A 19,731-nucleotide genomic window follows, 5' to 3' on the forward strand; every position below is an offset into this window, starting at 1 on the left:
TCAGATGCCCCTCACGCGCGGCGCGCCGAACTCACGGTAGCCCGGCGGACGGCCGTCGGCTCCCGACGGCAGCGGATTGATGCCCGGCTTCTCCCGGTCCGGCGGAGAGGCCTTGTCCCAGTTGAACTCGGCGAACTCGGACACCTGCCCCGAGAGTGCCCGCCACACGTCGCGCGCGGAAGCCGCGGCAGCCTCGCCGCCCAGCTCGCGCGTCAGCTCCGTGGCCCACTTCCAGTGCGGCACCGCGTCCCCCTTGGAGGGGTACGCCTTGCGGAAGCGCTGGGTGATGCCGTCCGCTTGCGTGAACGTGCCCTCGTCCTCGATGTGCGCGGAGGCGGGCAGCAGCACCGTGGCCTGCGCCGTCACCGGGGACTCGTTCTGCGCCTGGGCGACGAACACCTCCAGCGACGCGACAACTTCAGCGAACGCGGCCGCGTCCGTGGGGACCTCCGTGCCCACCGCGTAGAGCGCCTTCACCTGGCCGGCCTTGATGGCGGGGGTGAGCTCCTCGAAGCCCTTGAGCGACAGCCCCAGGCCCTTGGCGATGAGCGCCAGGCCCTGGCGGTTGGGGTTCTTGTCCGCCGTCATCAGGTAGTGGTCCGCCTTGCCCTGCGGCCGGCCGCCCACGAACACGCTGGTGACGCCCAGCACCGTCTTGGCGAACGTCAGGCCCGCGAGCAGGTCCTCGTTGGACGCGAGCGGCGAGGCCAGCACCGCGAGCTGCTTGGTGCCCGCGAGCGGCTTGAGCGCCTTGGCCGCGCCGAGGGCGGCGTCCTTGCGCGTGAGCACCGGCTGCACCGTGCCGGGGGCCTGCAGGCCGCGGCCCACGCGGGCGGACAGCACGCGGCCCACGTTCAGGTCCTTGTACGACAGGCGGCCCTGGTCGCACATCCAGCTCTTGTTGATGGCCTCGTTCTCACGCGGGCGGTAGCGGTAGGTGTCCTGGGACATCCAGTCCGCGGAGATGCTGCAGCCGCGCGAGCAGCCCGTGCAGACGGACGGCGTGGCGGACAGGAACCAGGAGCGCGCCTTGAAGCGGAAGTCGCGGGAGAGCAGCGCGCCCACCGGGCACACGTCCACGGTGTTCAGCGAGTAGTTGCTGTTCAGCTCGTTGCCCGGGAAGACGTCGATGCGCTCGTGGCTGCCACGGCCGAAGACGCCCAGCTGGGGCTCCTTCGGGATCTCGTTCATGAAGCGGACGCAGCGCGTGCAGATGATGCAGCGCTCCTGATCCAGCACCACGTGAGGCCCCAGCACCTTGCGCTTGTGCTTGAGGGCCTTGGTGCCCTCCAGGCGCGAGGGCTTGTAGTTGTACTTCATGTAGTAGTCCTGCAGCTTGCACTCACCGGCCTGGTCGCAGATGGAGCAGTCGACCGGGTGGTTCAGCAGCAGGAACTCCATCACCGCGCGCTGCTGCTCCTTGACCTTGGGGGTCGTGGTCTTGATGACCTGACCCTCGGCCATGGGCGTCTGGCAGGCGGGGACGAGCTTGGGCGCGTTGGACGCCTCGATGAGGCAGATGCGGCAGTTGGCCGCGATGGAGAGGCGCGGGTGGTAGCAGTAGTAGGGGATCTCCGAGCCGACCGACTTGGCCGCCTCGATCATGTTGGTCCCCGGCTTCACCACGACTTCGCGCCCGTCGATGACCGCCGTCACGAAGCCCGGGTTCTTGGGCTGCGGCTTGGGCGGGGGGCCGCCGGCCGGAGGCGCCGCCGGCTTGGGCGGAGGCGTGCCGGTGGGGCCGCTGGCGGCCGCGGGCGGATTATCCAGCTTCGCGCCGGCGGGCGGGTTGGACGGCTCCGAGCCAATCTTGGCCGCGGGCGTGTCGGTGGGCGCGCCCTTGGGGGGCGTCTGCGCGTCACCGGTAGGCTTCTTCGTGTCGTTGTCGCTCACTGCTCGACCTCGCCGCCGATCATGTTGATGGTGTCAAAGGTGGGAACGAGGTCCGCGAGCATCTTGCCCTGGATGATGTGCGGCAGCGCCGACAGCACCGGGAAGCCCGGGGCGCGCACGTGGACCTTGTACGGACGGCCGCGGCCGTCGCTCACCAGGTACCAGCCCAGCTCGCCGTTGGACGCTTCCGTCGCGTCGTAGACCTCACCGGGGGGGACCTGGATGCCCTCCATCACCAGCTTGAAGTGCGCCATCACGCCTTCGATGGTGCCGTACACCTCAGGCTTGGGCGGCAGCGCGATGCGCCAGTCGTCCACGATGATGGGACCCGCGGGGATGGTGTCGAGGGCCTGGCGGATGATCTTGATGGACTGCCGCATCTCCTCCAGGCGCACGAGGTAGCGGTCGTAGTTGTCGCCGTGCTCGCCCACCACCACCTCGAAGTCGAAGCGGTCGTAGACCCAGTACGGCTGCACCTTGCGCAGGTCGTGGTCCACGCCGCACGCGCGCAGCGCGGGGCCCGTCCACCCGTAGTCGATGGCGTCCTCGGCGGAGATGACGCCGGTGCCCTTGGTGCGGTCCACGAAGATGCGGTTGCGCGTGAGCAGCCCGTCCATCTCCACGAGCAGCTCTTCGGTGCGGTCCAGCGTCTTCTTGACCTTCTCCGACCAGCCTTCCGGCAGGTCGCGGTTCATGCCGCCCACGCGGCCGAAGCTGGTGGTGAGGCGCGCGCCGGTGAGCTCCGTGACGCGGTCCTGGATGAGCTCGCGGGCCTCCATGCCGTAGAGGAACGGCGCGAAGCCGCCCATCTCCAGGCCGGTGGCGCCCACGCACGTCAGGTGGTCCGTGAGCCGGTGCAGTTCGCTGCCGATGACGCGGATGTACTGGGCGCGCTCCGGGATCTCCAGGCCGATGAGCTTCTCCACGGCGTTGAGGAACCCGAAGTTGTTCATCATCGCGGACAGGTAGTTGAGCCGGTCCGTGTACGGCAGGCACTGCGTCCAGGTGACGTTCTCGCAGCTCTTCTGGAAGCCGCGGTGGAGGAAGCCGATCTCCGGGTCGATCTTGACGATGGTCTCACCCTCGAGCTCCACCTTCAGCCGCACGGTGCCGTGCGTGGCCGGGTGGGAGGGGCCCATGTTGATGACCATGTTCTTCGTCTGGAAATGCGACTCCAGATCCGACTCCTCGTGGGCGAACCCATCGGTGTCGGGGTTGTGCGGCTTCTGCGCGTCGGTGTTGTGGCTGTCGGCCATGGTGAGGTCTCGATCAGGCGATGCCGCTGGTGCCGGGGCCGCGGAAGATGTCCTTGATGGGGCGCTCGGGGATCAGCGGCTGGCGGTCGCGCAGCGCGTAGTCCTTGCGCAGGGGGTGGCCCTGGAACTCGTCGTACAGGAGGATGCGGCGCAGGTCCGGGTGGTCCGTGAAGCGGATGCCGTAGAAGTCGAACACCAGCCGCTCCCACCAGTTGGCGCCGCGGTACAGCGGCGTGAGGGAGGGCAGCTCCGGGCGGGTCTCGGTCACGCGCACCTTCAGGCGCACGTGCTCCTTCCGCTTGAGCGAATAGAGGAAGTAGACGACCTCGAAGCGCGGATCACTCTCCGCCAGGTGCAGGCGATCCACGGCGTCCGCGGAGCCGAACAGCTTGAAGTCCAGCTCGGGGTCCATCTTCAGGAAGGTGGCGACCTTCGGCAGCCACTCGGCATGAATGACGGCCCAGGCTCCGCCGGCGCGGTCGACATAGCGCTCCGCGACCGCTTCGGGGAACTGGGCGGCGACCCGGTCCAACGCGAAAATGCTCAAGGGGGGCCTCGATCTACGACAGAGGAAACCGCGGCTTTATAAGGACCGTTCGCGTGAGGCGTCAACGTAAACCCTCAACCGTGTAGGCCACTTAGGTGGTCCAGCAGCCCGCGTCGCGATCCACCCCCTGCCTGCCTGGGCACGGCGGACGGAAGGGCTCAGGCCGCCACGTCCGGACCCAGCACCGGAGCACCCTCGGCGGGCTCAGGGATGAAGGTCACCACGGGCTGGCTCTTGCCTGGGACGAGCGTGGTGGGGGCGGGGGCCCAGCGGAAGGCGTCACCCGCCTGCTCGCGGGTCGCCTGGGAGACGAGCACCGGCACCCCGAAGCCCTTGGTCAGCCGCTCGATGCGGTTGGCCAGGTTCACCGTGTCGCCAATGGCCGTGTACTCCAGGCGCCGGAACGGCGAGCCGATGTTGCCCAGCACCACCGGCCCGGAGTGCACGCCCACCCCCATGCGCAGGCCGGCCTCTCCCCGGGCGGCGCGCTCGGCGTTGACGGCCTCCAGCTCGCGCACCATGTCCAGCGCGCACCGGGTGGCGCTCCGGGCGTGGTGGGCGTCCGGCAGCGGGGCGCCGAAGTACACCATGAGTGCGTCCCCGATGAACTTGTCGAGCGTCCCGCCGTGGCGGAACACCACCTCCACCATGCGGCCGTAGTACTCGTTGAGGATGGTGACCACCTGCTCGGGTGGCAGCCGTTCGCTCAGGGCGGTGAAGTCGCGCACGTCCGCGAAGAGGACTGACACCTCGCGCAGCTCCGGGGCGGGGGAGTCGCGGTCCTGGAGCCGCTCGGCGACGGCGGGGGAGAAGTAGCGGCCCAGGCGGGCGCGCTGGAGCTCCTCCTGGGTGACCGCGGCGGACAGGAAGCGGATGCGCTGGAGGAGCCGGGAGGCCCCCGCGGCCGTCATGGCCAGCATCACCGTGCCGGCCACCTGCGCGCCTCCGCCGATGGAGGCCTGCCGCTGGAGCTCCACCTCCGCGAGGATGGCGAAGACCGTGACGAGCTGGGTGACGGGTCGCCGGAGGCTCAGCGCGGACAGCAGCACCAGCGCCGCGAAGATGCCCAGCGTGAAGCCCGCCACGCCGCCCGGTGACGGCGACACCGGCAGCGCCAGGTGCTGGAGCCAGTACACGGCGGGTACGTCCACGAACGCGACGGACAGCGACGCCCAGCGGGCGATGCGCGCGGAGGCCGTCACCGCCACGGCCACGATGGTGGTGCACACGAGGTACAGCGCGAAGGGCGCCAGGTAGATGTCCCAGTCGTGCAGGTCGCGCACTCGGCCCAGGTACACGGCCATGGAGAACAGCACGCCCACCGCCCCCAGCCGGACCCACGCCAGGTGCCGTCCATTGGACTGCCGTTCCACGTCGAGCGCGCGCCGGACGGACTCCTGCAGGCTGTCGCTGGGCGTGGCGCTGGATGACATGGGAGTGGCCCCCCCGGGCCGAGGGAAGCGGCGGTCAGGTACAGTGAAGGCGCCATCTTGCACCGGCAGTGCGTCCCATGCACGTCAGGAGCTCCCCGGAAGCCCGGTAGAACACAGAGTTGGCGCAAGCACGCTGGGTCGGAGTAGAGGCTGGAGGCATGTCCGTGCGGTCCGTCGCCTCCTTCCTCCGTGCCGCTTCGGGGCGCCTGGCCCTGGGCGCCCTGCTGGGGCTGCTGCTCTTCGCCGCCGAGACGGTCTGGCTGCTCAAGGCGGGCGTGGTGGGCGTGGACATCCCGTTGGACGGCCCCTACGCGGCGCTGGCGGCGGCGGTCCGGCCCCTCTTGCCCGGCGTCATCCTGCGCGTGGCCTCCGTGTACGCGGTGGCGGGCGGTCTGCTGGGGCTTGGCGCGGCGGTGCTGACCTTCGCCTGGACGCGGCGGGGTGGGTGGGTGTCGCTGGCGTTGATGGTGCCGCACCAGGTGGGGCTGCTGCTGTTCTGGGCCTGGGACCGGGCGCTCGCGCGGCCCGCCCTCTTCGATGATCTGCCGGCGGTGCGGCCGGTGCTGGCGTGGCTGGTGGATCACGGAGAGCCGTGGCAGGCGCGCGCGGCGGCCGGGGCGTGGGTGGCGGTCCATCTGGCCGTGCTGGCGTGGCGCGGCGCACGGGGGCTTCGGCGGTTCGTGGCCTCTGGCGGTCCGGTGGCCCTCCGGGCGGAGCGCGCCGCGTGGGCGGTGGTGGCGGGCGTCGTCGTGGTGCTGGCGGTGGCGCTGACGGTGCGCCGGGTGGAGCCCTCCGTCCGGCAGCCGCTGGTGGTGCTCATCGGCATCGACGCGTTCCGGCCGGACCGGCTGGGCGCGACGGGGCATGGCGTCGCGCCCCAGGTCGAGCGCTTCCTCCAGGACGCCACGCTCTTCACCCGGGCCTACACGCCGGTGGCGCAGACGGAGCCCGCATGGCGCTCGCTGCTCACCGCGCGCTGGCCGTACCGCACGGGCGTGCGCTACCCGCTGACGCCCGACGCGCGGCTCGTGCTGGCGCCCACCTTCGCGCAGCGCTTCGCGGAGGCCGGGTGGCGCACGGTGTTCGCCACGGACTGCTCTCGTTTCCACTTCGAGGGCCCGGCCTCCGGCTTCGCCACGCGCTGGCAGCCTCCGCGCGGCGCGATCAACTTCGCTCTGGAGAAGCTGCGCTACCGGGCGCTGGGCCTGTTCGCGGACAACCCGGCCGGCGCCGCGTGGGTGCCCGAGTTCATCGACAACCGCGCGCTGGCCGGCATCCACGACCCCATGGGCTATGCCCGGCGGCTGTCGGATGGGCTCGTGGCGGAAGCAGGGGAGGGGCCGCTGCTCTTCGCCTTCCATGCCACGGCGGCGCACTTCCCGGGCGACCCGGTGTACCCGTTCTATCGCCGCTACGTGTCCTCCTCCGAGCCGCTGGAGCGCCGGCTGCGCATGCACTTCGCCCCAGTGACGCCGGGGGCGAAGGGGGCGTGGAACCGCGCGGGCGCGGAGGGGCTCTACGACGAGCTGCTCGCGCAGGCGGACGCGCAGGTGGGGACGCTGCTGGACGCGCTGCGGGCCTCCGGACGCTACGACGACGCGCTCATCGTGCTGATGTCCGACCACGGCGAGAGCTTCCACGCGGACCGGCCGGACCTGGCGGGCGCGACGTCCGTGCACGGCGCCCGGCTGGGCGACGAGGAGAACCGCATCCTGCTCGCGGTGAAGCTGCCCGGCGGCCGTGGCGCGGGCCCCGAGCAGGTGGACGCGCTGGCGCGGCTGGTGGACGTGGGCCCCACGCTGCTGGAGCTGTCCGGCCTGTCCTCGCTGCCGGAGTCGGACGGGGCGTCGCTCGGGCCGCTGCTGCGCGGCGAGGGGCGTCCGCTCACGCCGCTGTACGCGGAGACGGGCTACACGCACGTGAGCCCGGAGGTGTTCGACCCCGGCCACTGGCCCGGCGCGCCGCGCACCTTCGACGCGTACCGTCTGCGCCCGGACGGGGTGGTGGAGATGGGTGACGACGCGGGCACGGCGGTGCTGCGCGAGAAGGACACCGGCGCCTTCGACGGCCAGCGCTGGGTGGTGGACCGGCCGCAGGCGGACGGCACCGTGCGCCGCACCTGCACGGGTGACTGTGAAGGGGCGGACGCGCGAGCGCTGGCGGACTGGCTGGACGACGCGACGGAGCGCGCACCGGAGTCCGCCTCACGTAGAGTCGCCGGCCATGTCGACGACCGAAACGACTCGCGGCCTCCAGGAAACGTACGCCCCCCACAACGCCTGCTTCGGGTGTGGCCCGGCCAACCCCAAGGGGCTGCGCATCCGCAGCCGCGTGGAGGGTGACCTCGTCGTCGCGGACTGGACGCCGGAGGAGCACCACCAGGCGTTCCCGGGCGTGCTCAACGGCGGCATCATCGGCGCGCTGCTGGACTGCCACTGCAACTGGACGGCGGCGTACCACCTGATGAAGGCGCAGGGCGCGACCACCCCGCCGTGCACCGTCACCGCCGACTACACCATCGTGCTCAAGCGCCCCACGCCCATGGGCCCCGTGCACCTGTCAGCGAAGCCCGTGGAAATCCAGGGCGACCGCGTCGTCGTGGAGGGCACCCTCACCGGCGAGAACGGCAAGGTGACGGCCACCTGCCGCGGCACCTTCGTCGCCGTGAAGGAAGGCCACCCCGCGTACCACCGCTGGTAGGCCCCTGGAACGACTCGGGCCCCGTCACCCGCCTCTTCTTCAAGAGGCGGCGCGGGGCCCGTGGGGTGAAACAGAAGCTGGGGACTACTTGCCGGCGGCGAGCATGCGGGCGTGGTGCGCCGCGGTCTCGTTGGGCTCGCCGGGGTCGCGCAGCCGGTGCACCTGGTTGCCGATCTTGTCCTGCAGCAGCATCAGGCCGTCCAGCACCTGCTCCGGACGCGGCGGGCAGCCGGGGATGTAGACGTCCACCGGGATGATGCGGTCGATGCCCTGGAGCACCGCGTAGTTGTCGTAGAAGCCGCCCGAGGACGCGCACACGCCGAAGGACACGACCCACTTGGGCTCGGTCATCTGCTCGTAGACGCGCTTGAGGATGGGGGCCTGCTTCAGGTTGATGGTGCCCACCACCATCAGCAGGTCCGCCTGACGCGGCGAGAAGCGCGGGAACTCCGCGCCGAAGCGCGAGATGTCGTGGCGGCTGGCGGCCACGGACATGTACTCCATGCCGCAGCACGCGGTGGCGTACGGATAGGTGAACAGCGAGTACTTGCGGGCCCAGCCCAGGCCCTTGGACACCAGCTTCTGGAAGAAGCCCATGGCTTCGTCCCGGCGGGTGGTCATGATCGGCGCGATGTCGGTGTCAGCCATGGTGATGTCTCAGCTCTCCCAGTCGAGAGCGCCCTTCTTCCAGACGTAGATAAGGCCGACGACCAGGGTCGCCGCGAAAACCAGCATCTCCACGTAGCCGAACCAGCCGAGCGCCTGGAAGTTCACCGCCCAGGGGTACAGGAACACCGCTTCCACGTCGAACACGATGAAGAGCAGCGCGATGACGTAGAACTTCACGGCGAAGCGCTGGCGAGCGGGACCGCTCGACTCGGAGCCTGCTTCGAAGGGGGCCGACTTGGTGCTGCTCGGGCGCTTGGGGCCCAGCCGGGTGGTGATTTGGGGGATGATCATCCCCATGACACCGGCCAGCAGGAGCACCACCGCCATCGGCAGGTACGGGGCGAGGGGTGTAGTCATCGGGCGCGGACCCTAACGACACCGCTGGCGTCGTGTCAAAGGGAAACACCCCCGCGCCGGGCCCGCCAACCCCTTGAGAAGACGGCCGAAACCGCGCTGCCCGGACGCCTGCTCCCGGACGGGTGGTGGATCAGCGGGCGCCCATGCCCGCCCTGCCGCTCCCGTGCCTGGACCGGGGCCGGTTTGACGCTGTGGGGAGCCCACGCCTAGCGTCAGTGGGCTGTCGTTCTTGCGCTCATCGCCTGGGGAGTCGTCGACATGTGGGGCCGGCTGACCTTGCGGATGCAGGTGGCGATCGCGGTGCTGCTTCCGTGCCTCGCGGTGGTGTTCTTCACCGGCGTGTACTTCCCCGCGCGGCAGAAGGCGGCGGGCCTGGAAGTGCTCGTCGGCAGGGCCGCGACGCTGGGGACGCTGGTGGTGCGACACCCCTCGCTCGCGCTGCCGGAGACCGCGCCGGACGCCCGCGCGCGGCGCGATGAGCTCTTCAACCAGGTGGCGTCCGGCGGCTTCACGCTGATGTTCCAGGAGCTGACCCGCACGGACGGCACCGTGATCGCCGTGCGCGGCCAGGTGCCGAAGGGGGACACCGAGCCGAAGGAGCTCAAGCCGGGGGCGTGCACGGTGGCGCGGCTGACGGATGCGGATCAGGTCGTGGTGCGCTGCGAGAGTGATGGCCGCGTGTACCGCGCGGGCTTCGGCACCCATGAGGTGAAGGCGGCGCTGGCGGCGACGGAGGGCTATTCGCTCATGGGCTACCTGGGCGCCGCGGTGCTGGGCCTGGGGCTGGCGGTCATCATCAGCCGCGCCATCGCGGACCCCGTGTCGCGCGTCACGCAGGTGGCGCGTGAGGTGGCCCGGGGCGACGTGTTCCGGGGCGAGCTGGACGTGTCCGCCGCCGGCGAGGTGCGGCAGATGGCCACCTCCTTCAACGAGATGCTGAGCACGCTGCGCTCCACGGTGATGGAGCTCGTCACCCGCACCGAGCAGCTGTCCAGCGCGTCGCGCGGGTTGATGGGCGCCTCAGCGGATCAGGAGCACGTCATCAGCCAGCAGGCCGCGTACGCGCAGCAGATCGCCGCCACGTTCGAGGAGCTCTCCCGCACCGCCGAGCAGATCTCCTCGTCCACGGAGGTGGTGGAGTCCAGCGCCCGGCGCACCCATGACGCGGTGGCGGAGGCCATGGCGGTGGTGGCCCAGGTGGTGGGCGGCATCAACGACATCCGCACGGAGTCCAAGGGCGTGGCGGACGCCATCGTGGGGCTGAACAAGGACCTGCAGCAGGTCTCCAAGATCGCCCAGGTCATCAACCAGGTGGCGGAGCGCAGCGACCTGCTGGCGCTCAACGCGGCGCTGGAGGGCACCAAGGCGGGCGACGTGGGCCGGGGCTTCTCACTGGTGGCCGCGGAGATGCGCAAGCTGGCGGAGAATGTCTCCGTGTCCGCGCGCGACATCGCCCGCATCGTGGAGAAGGTGCAGGACTCCGGCGAGGAGGCCGCGTCCAAGGCCCGCGTGGGCATGGCGACGAGCGACCGGGGCGTGGAGGTGGCCGAGCAGGCCTCCGCCGTCTTCCTGCGCATCGTGGAGCTGGCGCGCGGCACCAGCGAGGCGGCGCGGCAGATCACCATCGCCACCCGCCAGCAGCGTCAGTCCAGCGAGCAGGCGGTGCAGGGCGCTCGCAACGTGGCGGACCTGGTGAAGCAGGGCGTGGACGCCACCGGCCGCACCACCCGCATCGCCCAGGACCTCCAGGCCGTGGCGGAAGGCCTCACCGCGGTGACGAGCCGCTTCAAGGCCCAGCCCCGGTCCTAGTCAGACGGGCCGGGACGACGGCGCGCGGGCGCGCAGCTTCTGGAACAGCTCCGGGGACATGGCCGCGACGCCCAGGCGGTGGTCGGGCGCCACCGCCTCGCCGTGGAAGTCGCTGCCGAAGGTGGGCACCAGGTCGAACTCCGCCGCGAGCGCCAGGTACTTCTGCCGCACCGAGGGGTTGTGGTCCACGCTGAGGATCTCCAGGCCGGAGAGCCCCGCCTTCGCCAGCGCTTGGATCTCCGGGCGCTCCATCTTGGAGGAGCTGGGGTGGGCGAGCGTCGCGGTGCCGCCCGCGTTGCGGATGAGCCGGATGGCCTCCGCGCCGTCCAGCTTGAAGCGCTCCACCCACGCCGCGCGCCTCGTGCCCAGGAAGCGGTCGAACGCGGCCTTCACGTCGATGCACCAGCCCTGATCCACCAGCACCCGCGCCAGGTGGGGCCGCCCCAGCTGCGCGTCCCCGGCCACCTTGAGCACCTGCTCCATGCGCACCGGGAAGCCCAGCTCCCGCAGGCGGGCCACCATGGCCTCCATGCGGTGCGTGCGCTCGTCCCGCAGCCGGTCCGCGAAGCGCGCGAGGTCCGGGTCCTCCGGGCGCAGGAAGTGGCCCAGGATGTGGGCCTCCTTGCCGTAGACGAAGGCGGACAGCTCGATGCCGGGCACCAGCTCGACCCCATGCGCCGCGGCGGCCCGCCGGGCTTCGTGGAGCCCCGCCACCGTGTCGTGGTCCGTCACGGCCAGGACGGTGACTCCCGCGGCGGCGGCTCTCGCCACCAGCTCCGAGGGCGGGTACTGGCCGTCACTGGCGGTGGTGTGCGAATGCAGGTCGATCACGGCGGTGGAACCCTCCGGAGGGCGGCGAGGCGGGCACTCTTACGCCATGTCCCCATGGGAAGGGGCCTGAAGAGCGGGCCCTGTGTGAATCCGCACGGCGGGCGGTTTGTTCCTGTCCGGTGGCGGCCCTCGGGGAGGGCGGGGCGGGTGGCGGGCCTCCCCTTGGCAGGCCGGCGGTGTTAGATCGCCGCGCCATGGCCAAGACCCAGACCCCGAAGAAGTCCACCCTTCGCGCCGCCTACGCGAACGCGCGCAAGGCGGATCCGCGCCCCATCACCGGCAAGGAGAAGCCGGCGGAGCTGCTCGCGCACGCGTTCAGCGCCTACGTGGGCCGCCAGGAGCGCACCGCGTTCGAGCTGATGCAGCAGTCCGTGCAGCAGGACGCGTCCATCTTCCTCACACTGTCGGGCGCGATGACGCCCGCGGGCCTGCACCAGTCCTGCCTCATCCCGCTGGTGGAGAAGGGCATCATCTCCGCCATCACCACCACGGGCGCCAACCTCTACCACGACGCCCACCGCATCATCGGCCACGGCATCCGCGAGGTGAACCCCAACGCGGGCGACCTCCAGTACCGCCTGGCGCGCATCATCCGCATCTACGACCTGGGCTTCTGGGAGGAGGCGCTGCTCGACACCGACCGCCTCTTCTCCGCCATCCTCCGGCAGCCGCAGTTCCAGCGGAAGATGACCACCCCGGAGTTCCACTACCTCCTGGGCAAGGCCATCCACGGCATCGAGAAGCAGCTGGGCGTGAAGCAGCCGTCGCTGTTGTCCACCTGCTACAAGCACGGCGTGCCCATCTGGGTGGGCGCGGTGCAGGACGGCTCCATCTTCCTCAACGTCGTGAAGCTGAAGCGCCTCTTGGGTGACGAGTTCAAGTTCGAGCTCGACATCAACGACGACGTCTATTCCATGGCCGCCATGCAGCACTACTGCCGCCACAACGGCAGCGGGAAGCTGGCCATCTGGATTCTGGGCGGCGGCGTGCCCAAGAACTACACGCTCCAGGGCGAGCCGCTGCTCGACCAGATTCTCAATGTCCCCACGTCGGGCTTCGACATCGACGTGCAGTTCTGCGTGGACCCGGTGGACAACGGCGCGCTGTCCAGCTGCCCGGCCGGTGAGGGCCACACCTGGGGCAAGGTGTCCGTGGAGGCGGTGGAGACGGGCTCCATGTACGTGCACTGCGACGTGACGGCGGTGTTCCCCTGGCTCACGCACGCGCTGTTCAGCGAGCCCAAGAACAAGCGCAAGCCCATGCGCCTGATGGACAAGATGGACGACGCGGTGAAGTTCCTGGACGCGGACGTCAAGAAGCGCAGCAAGTCGCTGATGAAGACGCTGGACTGGAGCGTCGACGACGCCGAGCCTTCCTCCAAGAAGGATGCGAAGGCCCACGACAGCTTCGTGCGTTAGAGCGCAGTCCTTCCAACCCAGGCTTCAAGTCCCAAGGAGACGGTGATGAGTCAGCAGCCCGCGACGGGTGTGGTGATGTCCCTGGTGAGTGCCCCCCAACTGAAGACGCAGGTGACGCACGGCCCGTCCGGCGCGACGTTGCCCACGGAGGCGCCGAAGGACAACGGCGGCACCGGCGGCAGTTTCTCCCCCACGGACCTGGTGGCCACGGCGCTGGCGTCCTGTGTCGTGACGACCATGCACCTGGTGGCCGGCAAGGAGGGCTTCACCCTGGGCGAGGTGAGCGCGACGGTGGAGAAGCGGATGACCCCGCCGCCGCGCAAGATTGGCGAGCTGGTGATCTCCATCCTGATGCCGGCCGGACTCGTGCCGGAGCAGCGCGTGATGCTGGAGAAGATCGCCCACGAGTGTCCCGTGGCGCGCAGTCTCCACCCGGATGTGAAGGTCACGGCGTCGTTCGGCTACCCGGACTGAAGCGGCCGTGAGGGGGCTCGGCAGGCTGTCTGCCTTCCGAGCCCCAATGGCGGCGTGCGGCAAGCACTCGTCGTGCCCACCCTCGTGAAGTTCTTTGATGCCTCGGGGGAGGGCACTCGGCATGAATCTGAAGCGACTGGGCATCTATCTCAACGACCACCTCTTGGGCTCCACCGTGGGGTTGGACCTCGCGAAGCGGACGGAGCGCGAGAACCGCAGCAACCCGGTGGGGCAGTACCTGGCCACGCTCATCCCGCTGATCGAGCAGGACCGCGCCACGCTGTTGGCCGTGATGTCCGCGCTGGAGGTGCGCGTGGATCCGCTGAAGGTGGGCGGCGCGTGGCTGACGGAGAAGCTGTCACGCCTGAAGCTCAACGGCTCCTGGCTGCGCTACTCACCGTTGAGCCGGCTGGTGGAGCTGGAGGGACTGTGCGTGGGCTCCCACGGACGCGTGTCCATGTGGAGGAGCCTGGCGAAGGTGGCCGCGAAGGAGCCGCGTCTGGAGCGGTTCGACTTCGCCTTCCTGGCCGAGCGCGCCGACGGGCAACTGGAGACGCTCCAGACGCTGCGGCTTCGCGCGACGGAGGCCGCGTTCAGCGACACATCCGTCGAGACCGGCGAACAGGCACCGGTCCCGACGGAGGCTTGAGCCGTCAGGGCCTTCAGCTCCCCGAGGGCGTCACGGGCGTGCGCGCCCCGTTCTCGGGGCCGGGCAGCAGGCGCAGCTGACTGGCGGAGGTGAACGTCGCGTCCACCTCCCGCTCCAGGTACGTGTAGCCGGACAAGCCGTCCTCGTAGACGCGCAGCAGGTTGCGCGACTCGTCCAGGGTGATGCGCCCCTGGCGCAGCGCCAGCTCCGTGAACTTGCGCAGCTTCGCGACGAGGTCGTCCTTGTTGTAGCTCACGTAGTTGAGCACTTCCGTCACGGTGTCCCCGGCGACGACGTGGTCGATGAGGTAGCCGCCGCCCGGAGCCAGCGACACCTGCACCGTGTGCGTGTCCCCGAAGAGGTTGTGCAGGTCGCCCAGGATCTCCTGGTACGCGCCCACCAGGAAGATGCCCAGGTAGTAGTCGTCGCTGTTGAGCGCGTGCAGCTCCAGCGCGTCCTTCACCTCGCGCTTGTCGATGAAGTGCTCGATCTTCCCGTCCGAGTCGCAGGTGATGTCCGCCAGCGTCGCGCGCCGGGTCGGCTTCTCCGCCAGACGGTGGATGGGCATCATCGGGAAGAGCTGATCAATGGCCCACGAGTCCGGCAGCGACTGGAACACGGAGAAGTTGCAGAAGTACGTGTCCGACAGCTGCTTCTCCAGGGCCTCCAGCTCCTCCGGAATCTCCCCGGCCTCGCGCGCCACGCGCAGGATCTTGTGGCAGATGGCCCAGTAGAGGTTCTCCGCCGCCACGCGCTGCTCCAGCGACAGGTGGCCCAGGGAGAACAGCTGGAGGCTCTCCTCCTTGGAGTCCTGCGCGTCGTGGAAGGCCTCGATGACGTTCTTGTTCGTGACCTCGCGGAACGTCGAATAGAGGTTGCGCACCACGGAGGGCGCCTTCTCGTCCACCTTGTCCGGCGTCTGGGACGGGTCGAACTCGCTGGTGCCCAGCACGTCCACCACCAGCACCGCGTGGTGCGCCACGACGGCGCGGCCGGACTCGGAGACGAGCGTGGGGTGCGGCACGCCCGCGCGGTCACACGCCTCCATCACGCCGAAGACGACGTCGTTGGCGTACTCCTCCGTCGTGTAGTTCATGGAGGAGGCGAAGTTCGTCTGGGAGCCGTCGTAGTCCACGCCCAGGCCGCCGCCCACGTCCAGGTACTTCAGCGGCGCGCCCTGGCGGGCCACTTCCACGTAGAAGCAGCCCACCTCGCGCAGCGCGTTCTTCACGTTGCGGATGTTGGAGATCTGGCTGCCCAGGTGGAAGTGAAGCAGCTCGAAGGAGGAGAGCAGCCCCGCGTCCTTCATGAAGCTGATGCAGTTCATCAGCTCCGAAGAGGACAGGCCGAACTTGGACCGGTCACCGCCGGACGCCTCCCACTTGCCGGCGCCGCGCGTGGACAGCTTCACGCGCATGCCCAGCCGCGGCGTGATGCCGGTGCGGCGCGCCACCTCCGCGATGAGGGGCAGCTCGCTGGGCTTCTCCACCACCAGGATGACGTTGCGGCCCAGGCGCGAGTAGAAGAGCGCCGTCTCGATGTACTCCTCGTCCTTGTAGCCGTTGCAGATGACGAGCGCGTCCTCGCTGTCCAGGAGCGCCATCACCGCGAGCAGCTCCGGCTTGCTGCCGGCCTCCAGGCCGTAGGTGTGCTCCTTGCCCGCCTCGATGATGGTCTCCACCACGTAGCGGTGCTGGTTCACCTTGATGGGGTACACGCCACGGTACAGGCCCTTGTAGCCCTGATCCGCGATGGCTTTCTTGAACGCGCTGTTCAGGTGCACCACGCGGTGGCGCAGCACGTCCGTGAAGCGCAGGAGCAGCGGCAGGCCGATGCCCCGGCGGCGGACCTCGTCCACCAGCTCCTTGAGGTCCATGCTCGGAGCGGCGGGCCCGTCCGGGTGGACGCACACGTGGCCCTTGTCGTTGATGCCGAAGTAGGGCGAGCCCCAGTTGCGGATGCCGTACAGCTCGTGGGCATCGGCCAGGGTCCAGCGGTGCTGAGGGGAGGGAGCGGCCATCGTTGTTTCGTGCCTCCGGTGGAGCGCGCGGCGGGGGTGTGGAAACTCCCATGAACACGGGAGGGGGGCCGGACTATCGGAAACGACCCATCCATTCAATAGCCGCCTGTTCGAGGAGCAGGCAGGCGGGCAGGGGCCCCATTCCGGGCTCTGGCCCTGGTGGGCCGGTCAGCATCCAATTCCTACCCTTCCACCTAGGCAGCGCAGGGAGGTCGAGTGGAGAGAAGGGGAGGGTACATGGAGTCGTCCGCACGCAGGGAAGAGGCAGCGCCACTGACCCCGCGGGAGATCTTCGAACGGCTGGATAGGTACGTCATCGGCCAGGACGCCGCGAAGCGGGCGGTGGCCATCGCCGCCCACAACCACCTCAAGCGCATCCAGGCGCGGCGGATGCGCCGGCAGTCCCTCATCAAGAAGTCCAACATCCTGCTCCTCGGACCGACGGGCAGCGGCAAGACGCACATCGCGCGCAACCTGGCGGAGATCCTCCAGGTCCCGTTCACCACCGTGGACGCCACCGAATACACGGAGGCGGGCTATTACGGGAAGGACGTGGAGGTGATGGTGTCCGACCTGCTCTTCAAGGCGAACCACTCCGTGGAGGACACCCAGCGGGGCATCATCTTCATCGACGAGGTGGACAAGATTGCCCGCCGCACCCAGGGCGCCCGCAACGGCGCGGGCAGCCGCGACATCGGCGGTGAGGGCGTGCAGCAGTCGCTCCTGAAGCTGCTGGAGGGGCGCGAGGTGCACGTGCCCATGAATGTCACGCAGGCGTGGAACAAGAGTGACTTCGTGCAGGTGGACACGCGCGACATCCTCTTCATCTGCGCGGGCACGTTCAGCGACCTGCACGACTTTGGCGACGAGGGCGGCCGGGCCATGGGCTTTGGCGCGGATGCGCTCGCGGCGAAGCGCAAGGAGAAGCGCATCTCCACGAAGCAGCTGGTGGACTTCGGGATGATGGCGGAGTTTTTGGGCCGCATGCCGGTGATGGTGCAGCTGGAGCGGCTGGGCGAGTCCGACCTGTTGCGCGTGCTCACCGAGCCGCCGGATGCCATCACCCGCGAGTTCAAGGAGCTGCTGGCGCTGGATGAGATTGAGCTGGAGTTCCCGGAGAGCGGCCTGCGGGAGGTGGTGCGCTACTCCATGTCGCGCGGGCTGGGGGCTCGTGGCCTGCGCTCCATCCTGGAGCACGTGATGTCGGACATCATGTTCGAGGCGCCGGAGCGCAAGCACCGCCAGGTGACGGTGGACGCGGAGTTCGTGAAGGCGCGGCTCGCGGCGTTGGACGACGTGGAGCTCAACGCTTAGCGGGTGTTGGCTTCTCGGAGGCCCGGGCGGCGGCGCCCAGCCGTGCCGCCGCCTGCGGATCCTGGATGAGCTGGAGGATCGCGTCGTTGCGCAGCAGGGCCTGCGTGTCGCCGCGCTCCAGCGCGTCCTTCAGCTCCCGGTGCGACAGGGCCAGCTGGAAGCGCGGGTCCTTGCGCAGCGCCTTGTAGGCCGGGTCCTCCTGGAGCTTCTTCGCCTTGGCGGGGTCGTGCGTGGCCTGGGCCACCCGGACCAGGTCCTCCAGCGGGGCGAACTGGGTCAGCTCGAAGAGGTTGAAGCGGCGGGACAGGTCGAAGGCGACGGAGTCCTTGGGGGCCACGCCCAGGCGCTTGCCGGCGACGATGACGTGCTGCTCCATGAACGTCAGCGCGCTCAGGCAGACCCAGAACAGGGCCGCCATCTTCCCACCGCCGAGCACGAAGCCCAGGGTGCGGTCCAGGCCGCGCTCTTCCGGGTCCTTGCCGGAGAGGAAGCGCAGGAGCAGCGCGCCCAGGGCGTAGCGCACGGTGAGCCACGTGACGACGAAGAGCAGCACCGTGCCGAAGAGCGTTCCGATGAGCAGCGGTGAGCCCAGCGCGACGGCGAGCTTGGGGCCGGCGAGGGGCGCGAGCTTGCGCGACACGAAGTAGCCCGCCGCGAGCCCCACGGAGTTGGCCACCTGCCGGGCGGCGCCGGAGAGGGCGCCGAGGATGCCGAAGAACAGCACCATGCCCAGGAGGATGAGGTCGATGACCATGGGGTGGGCTCCTGGGGGCCGCTAGCGGATCTTGAACGAGGAATCGCCCTTGGACTTGTCCGCGGTCTGCTTCTGGGCTTCCGCGAGGGCTTCCTTGTAGCGGGCGTTGGAGGGCTCGTAGGTGAGCGCCATCTTGAGATTGCGCTCCGCGGCGGACGGGTTGCCGGACTCCAGGTCCTTCTGGGCCTGCGTGTAGAACTGACGGCCCTTGGGGTGGGTGCCGATCTGCTCTTCCTGCTCCTTCTTCGCGGCGGCCTTGGTCTCGGACTCGGAGGCGTCCGTGAAGCGCAGCTTCTGCGCGCGGTCCGGGCCGGCGATGTCGGAGAGGTACTTCTTGCGCTTGGTGTCGTCGCGCAGGACGTAATAGGCCTCGGTGACGCGCTTGTAGAGCTCGTTCACCTGGTCCTTGAGGGCCTTGGACTCCAGATGGAAGAAGCGGTCCGGGTGGTAGACGCGGCTCTCCTTGTAGAACGCCTTCTTGATGTCGCCGGGGACGGCGGTGCGCTCCAGGCCGAGCAGCTCGAAGTAGTCCATCTGGTCGAGCTTCGCGCAGCGCGACTCCAGGTCCGTGAGCTGCTCCGGGCTGAGGGCGGGGCCTCCCGCGGCGGGCGGCGGCGGGGGCGCGCTGGCGGCGGGAGGACGCGGCGGAGCCACGGGCGGTGGCGTCAGCGGACGGGGGGAACCGGCGGGCGCGAGCGCGGGCAGGGACGTGGTGGGGCGGTTGCCGGGGCGCGGCGGCGCGGGAGTCGCCGGAGCGATGGGTGGGACGACCTGACCGACGGCGAGCACCGGCGGCGGTGTCGCGGAGATGGCGGGAGGGGTCGGAGGCCTGGGCGCGACGGGCGGCGGCGTCACCGGGCCCACGGTGGGGACGGGGCGCGCGGCGGGAGGGCCCGGAGGCCGGGCACCCGCGGGGGCGATGGTGGGCACCGAGGGCGGACGGGCCGCGGGAGCCACGGGCGCAATCACCGGGCTCAGGGGCTGCATGGTCGGCACGGCCGAGGGACCGCGAGCCACGGGCGGCGGCGTCGGCATGGACGCGATGCTCGGCACCGCCGGCGGCATGGCGGGAGGCATCGCGGGCGAAGCGCTCGCGGTGGGCGGAACGACCGGCGCGATGCGAGGCGTCGACGCGGGGGCCACGGGCTGCGTCACCGCGCCCACGGCCGGCGTCGTGGTGGTCGGCCGGGCAGAGGCAGGCGCCTGGGCCGGAGCCACCGCGCCCACGGCTGGCGTCGTGGTGGTCGGCCGGGCAGCGGCGGGCACCTGGGGCGGAGTCACCGCGCCCACGGCCGGCGTCGCGGCGGTGGGACGCGCACTGGTCGGCGCGGCCGGGGCCTGCGGCTGCGTCACCGCGCCCACGGCTGGCGTCGCGGCGGTGGGACGCGCACTGGTCGGCGCGGCCGGGACCTGCGGCGGAGCCACCGCGCCCACGGCTGGAATCGCGGTCGCGGTGGGGCGAGCACCGGCGGGAGTCGCCGTGGCCTGGGGCGGAGCCACCGCGCCCACGGCTGGAATCGCGGTCACGGTCGCGCGAGGCGTGGCGGGTTGGGCTGGCGCCTGCGGCTGCGTCACCGCGCCCACGGCCGGCGTCGCGGTGGTCGGCC

Annotated in this window: 17 protein-coding genes; 7 read left to right on the forward strand and 10 right to left on the reverse strand. The window is 70.3% G+C overall.

Features of this window, described 5'->3' with window-relative positions:
- From D7X30_RS30760 to D7X30_RS30775, 4 genes are all read right to left on the reverse strand, one after another.
- Positions 1-1,893 (reverse strand): 2Fe-2S iron-sulfur cluster-binding protein, encoded by a 1,893-nt coding sequence (locus tag D7X30_RS30760; protein ID WP_120566530.1) that lies wholly within the window; start codon positions 1,891-1,893, stop codon positions 1-3.
- A complete protein-coding gene (nuoD, locus tag D7X30_RS30765) occupies positions 1,890-3,149 on the reverse strand; it encodes an NADH dehydrogenase (quinone) subunit D (protein WP_120566531.1) in 1,260 nt (419 codons plus the stop codon). The genes D7X30_RS30760 and nuoD overlap by 4 nt, the downstream gene beginning before the upstream one ends.
- A gap of 13 nt (positions 3,150-3,162) precedes the next feature.
- Positions 3,163-3,681, reverse strand: coding sequence for an NADH-quinone oxidoreductase subunit C (locus D7X30_RS30770; RefSeq protein WP_120566563.1), 519 nt, complete (start codon positions 3,679-3,681; stop codon positions 3,163-3,165).
- A 173-nt stretch (positions 3,682-3,854) separates the two neighbouring features.
- Complete coding sequence (locus tag D7X30_RS30775; RefSeq protein WP_120566532.1) at positions 3,855-5,129, reverse strand: adenylate/guanylate cyclase domain-containing protein; 1,275 nt, start codon at positions 5,127-5,129, stop codon at positions 3,855-3,857.
- Between the two features lie 158 nt (positions 5,130-5,287).
- On the opposite strand from D7X30_RS30775, the gene D7X30_RS30780 reads away from it, so the two are divergent.
- Positions 5,288-7,471 (forward strand): sulfatase-like hydrolase/transferase, encoded by a 2,184-nt coding sequence (locus D7X30_RS30780; RefSeq protein ID WP_120566533.1) that lies wholly within the window; start codon positions 5,288-5,290, stop codon positions 7,469-7,471.
- Complete coding sequence (locus D7X30_RS30785) at positions 7,461-7,829, forward strand: PaaI family thioesterase (RefSeq protein WP_199724593.1); 369 nt, start codon at positions 7,461-7,463, stop codon at positions 7,827-7,829. The genes D7X30_RS30780 and D7X30_RS30785 overlap by 11 nt, the downstream gene beginning before the upstream one ends.
- Before the next feature lie 84 nt (positions 7,830-7,913).
- On the opposite strand, the gene D7X30_RS30790 is transcribed toward D7X30_RS30785, so the two are convergent.
- Positions 7,914-8,477, reverse strand: coding sequence for an NADH-quinone oxidoreductase subunit B (locus D7X30_RS30790; RefSeq protein ID WP_120566535.1), 564 nt, complete (start codon positions 8,475-8,477; stop codon positions 7,914-7,916).
- Positions 8,478-8,486: 9 nt separating this feature from the next.
- Positions 8,487-8,855, reverse strand: coding sequence for an NADH-quinone oxidoreductase subunit A (locus D7X30_RS30795; RefSeq protein WP_120566536.1), 369 nt, complete (start codon positions 8,853-8,855; stop codon positions 8,487-8,489).
- A gap of 258 nt (positions 8,856-9,113) precedes the next feature.
- Between D7X30_RS30795 and D7X30_RS30800 the strand changes: the two genes are divergently transcribed.
- The gene (locus D7X30_RS30800; protein WP_120566537.1) at positions 9,114-10,664 is read left to right on the forward strand and encodes a methyl-accepting chemotaxis protein; all 1,551 of its coding nucleotides are present in this window, start codon (positions 9,114-9,116) and stop codon (positions 10,662-10,664) included.
- Here D7X30_RS30800 and D7X30_RS30805 read toward each other — a convergent pair whose 3' ends face one another.
- Positions 10,665-11,495, reverse strand: a complete 831-nt coding sequence (locus tag D7X30_RS30805) for a PHP domain-containing protein (protein ID WP_120566538.1) — start codon at positions 11,493-11,495, stop codon at positions 10,665-10,667.
- Positions 11,496-11,689: 194 nt separating this feature from the next.
- Between D7X30_RS30805 and D7X30_RS30810 the strand changes: the two genes are divergently transcribed.
- The 3 genes from D7X30_RS30810 (at position 11,690) to D7X30_RS30820 (ending at position 14,036) form a co-directional block, all read left to right on the forward strand.
- The gene (locus D7X30_RS30810) at positions 11,690-12,913 is read left to right on the forward strand and encodes a deoxyhypusine synthase family protein (RefSeq protein WP_120566539.1); all 1,224 of its coding nucleotides are present in this window, start codon (positions 11,690-11,692) and stop codon (positions 12,911-12,913) included.
- Positions 12,914-12,958: 45 nt separating this feature from the next.
- Complete coding sequence (locus D7X30_RS30815) at positions 12,959-13,387, forward strand: OsmC family protein (RefSeq protein WP_120566540.1); 429 nt, start codon at positions 12,959-12,961, stop codon at positions 13,385-13,387.
- Between the two features lie 121 nt (positions 13,388-13,508).
- Positions 13,509-14,036, forward strand: coding sequence for a hypothetical protein (locus D7X30_RS30820; protein WP_120566541.1), 528 nt, complete (start codon positions 13,509-13,511; stop codon positions 14,034-14,036).
- A gap of 13 nt (positions 14,037-14,049) precedes the next feature.
- Here D7X30_RS30820 and speA read toward each other — a convergent pair whose 3' ends face one another.
- The gene (gene speA / locus D7X30_RS30825; protein WP_120566542.1) at positions 14,050-16,056 is read right to left on the reverse strand and encodes a biosynthetic arginine decarboxylase; all 2,007 of its coding nucleotides are present in this window, start codon (positions 16,054-16,056) and stop codon (positions 14,050-14,052) included.
- 237 nt (positions 16,057-16,293) lie between these two features.
- Here speA and clpX point away from each other — a divergent pair, with 237 nt between their 5' ends.
- Positions 16,294-17,370 carry an ATP-dependent Clp protease ATP-binding subunit ClpX gene (clpX, locus tag D7X30_RS30830; protein ID WP_120566543.1) on the forward strand — a complete coding sequence of 359 codons (1,077 nt, stop codon included), beginning with the start codon at positions 16,294-16,296 and terminating at the stop codon, positions 17,368-17,370.
- On the opposite strand, the gene D7X30_RS30835 is transcribed toward clpX, so the two are convergent.
- Together D7X30_RS30835 and D7X30_RS43695 are read right to left on the reverse strand one after the other, a co-directional pair.
- Positions 17,360-18,124, reverse strand: coding sequence for a CvpA family protein (locus tag D7X30_RS30835; RefSeq protein WP_120566544.1), 765 nt, complete (start codon positions 18,122-18,124; stop codon positions 17,360-17,362). The genes clpX and D7X30_RS30835 overlap by 11 nt on opposite strands.
- A gap of 21 nt (positions 18,125-18,145) precedes the next feature.
- Positions 18,146-19,731 (reverse strand): DnaJ domain-containing protein (locus D7X30_RS43695; RefSeq protein WP_304984737.1); only part of this gene is annotated, 1,586 nt, incomplete at its 5' end.

This window comes from Corallococcus sp. AB011P (assembly GCF_003611605.1).
Taxonomy (GTDB): Bacteria; Myxococcota; Myxococcia; order Myxococcales; family Myxococcaceae; genus Corallococcus; species Corallococcus coralloides.

Coding starts and splice junctions, on each gene's coding strand:
- D7X30_RS30795 (WP_120566536.1), bottom strand. CDS start 8,855: ATGACTACACCCCTCGCCCCGTACCTGCCGATGGCGGTGGTGCTCCTG.
- D7X30_RS30780 (WP_120566533.1), top strand. CDS start 5,288: ATGTCCGTGCGGTCCGTCGCCTCCTTCCTCCGTGCCGCTTCGGGGCGC.
- D7X30_RS30815 (WP_120566540.1), top strand. CDS start 12,959: ATGAGTCAGCAGCCCGCGACGGGTGTGGTGATGTCCCTGGTGAGTGCC.
- D7X30_RS30790 (WP_120566535.1), bottom strand. CDS start 8,477: ATGGCTGACACCGACATCGCGCCGATCATGACCACCCGCCGGGACGAA.
- D7X30_RS30800 (WP_120566537.1), top strand. CDS start 9,114: ATGTGGGGCCGGCTGACCTTGCGGATGCAGGTGGCGATCGCGGTGCTG.
- clpX (WP_120566543.1), top strand. CDS start 16,294: ATGGAGTCGTCCGCACGCAGGGAAGAGGCAGCGCCACTGACCCCGCGG.
- D7X30_RS30810 (WP_120566539.1), top strand. CDS start 11,690: ATGGCCAAGACCCAGACCCCGAAGAAGTCCACCCTTCGCGCCGCCTAC.
- D7X30_RS30820 (WP_120566541.1), top strand. CDS start 13,509: ATGAATCTGAAGCGACTGGGCATCTATCTCAACGACCACCTCTTGGGC.
- nuoD (WP_120566531.1), bottom strand. CDS start 3,149: ATGGCCGACAGCCACAACACCGACGCGCAGAAGCCGCACAACCCCGAC.
- speA (WP_120566542.1), bottom strand. CDS start 16,056: ATGGCCGCTCCCTCCCCTCAGCACCGCTGGACCCTGGCCGATGCCCAC.
- D7X30_RS30775 (WP_120566532.1), bottom strand. CDS start 5,129: ATGTCATCCAGCGCCACGCCCAGCGACAGCCTGCAGGAGTCCGTCCGG.
- D7X30_RS30835 (WP_120566544.1), bottom strand. CDS start 18,124: ATGGTCATCGACCTCATCCTCCTGGGCATGGTGCTGTTCTTCGGCATC.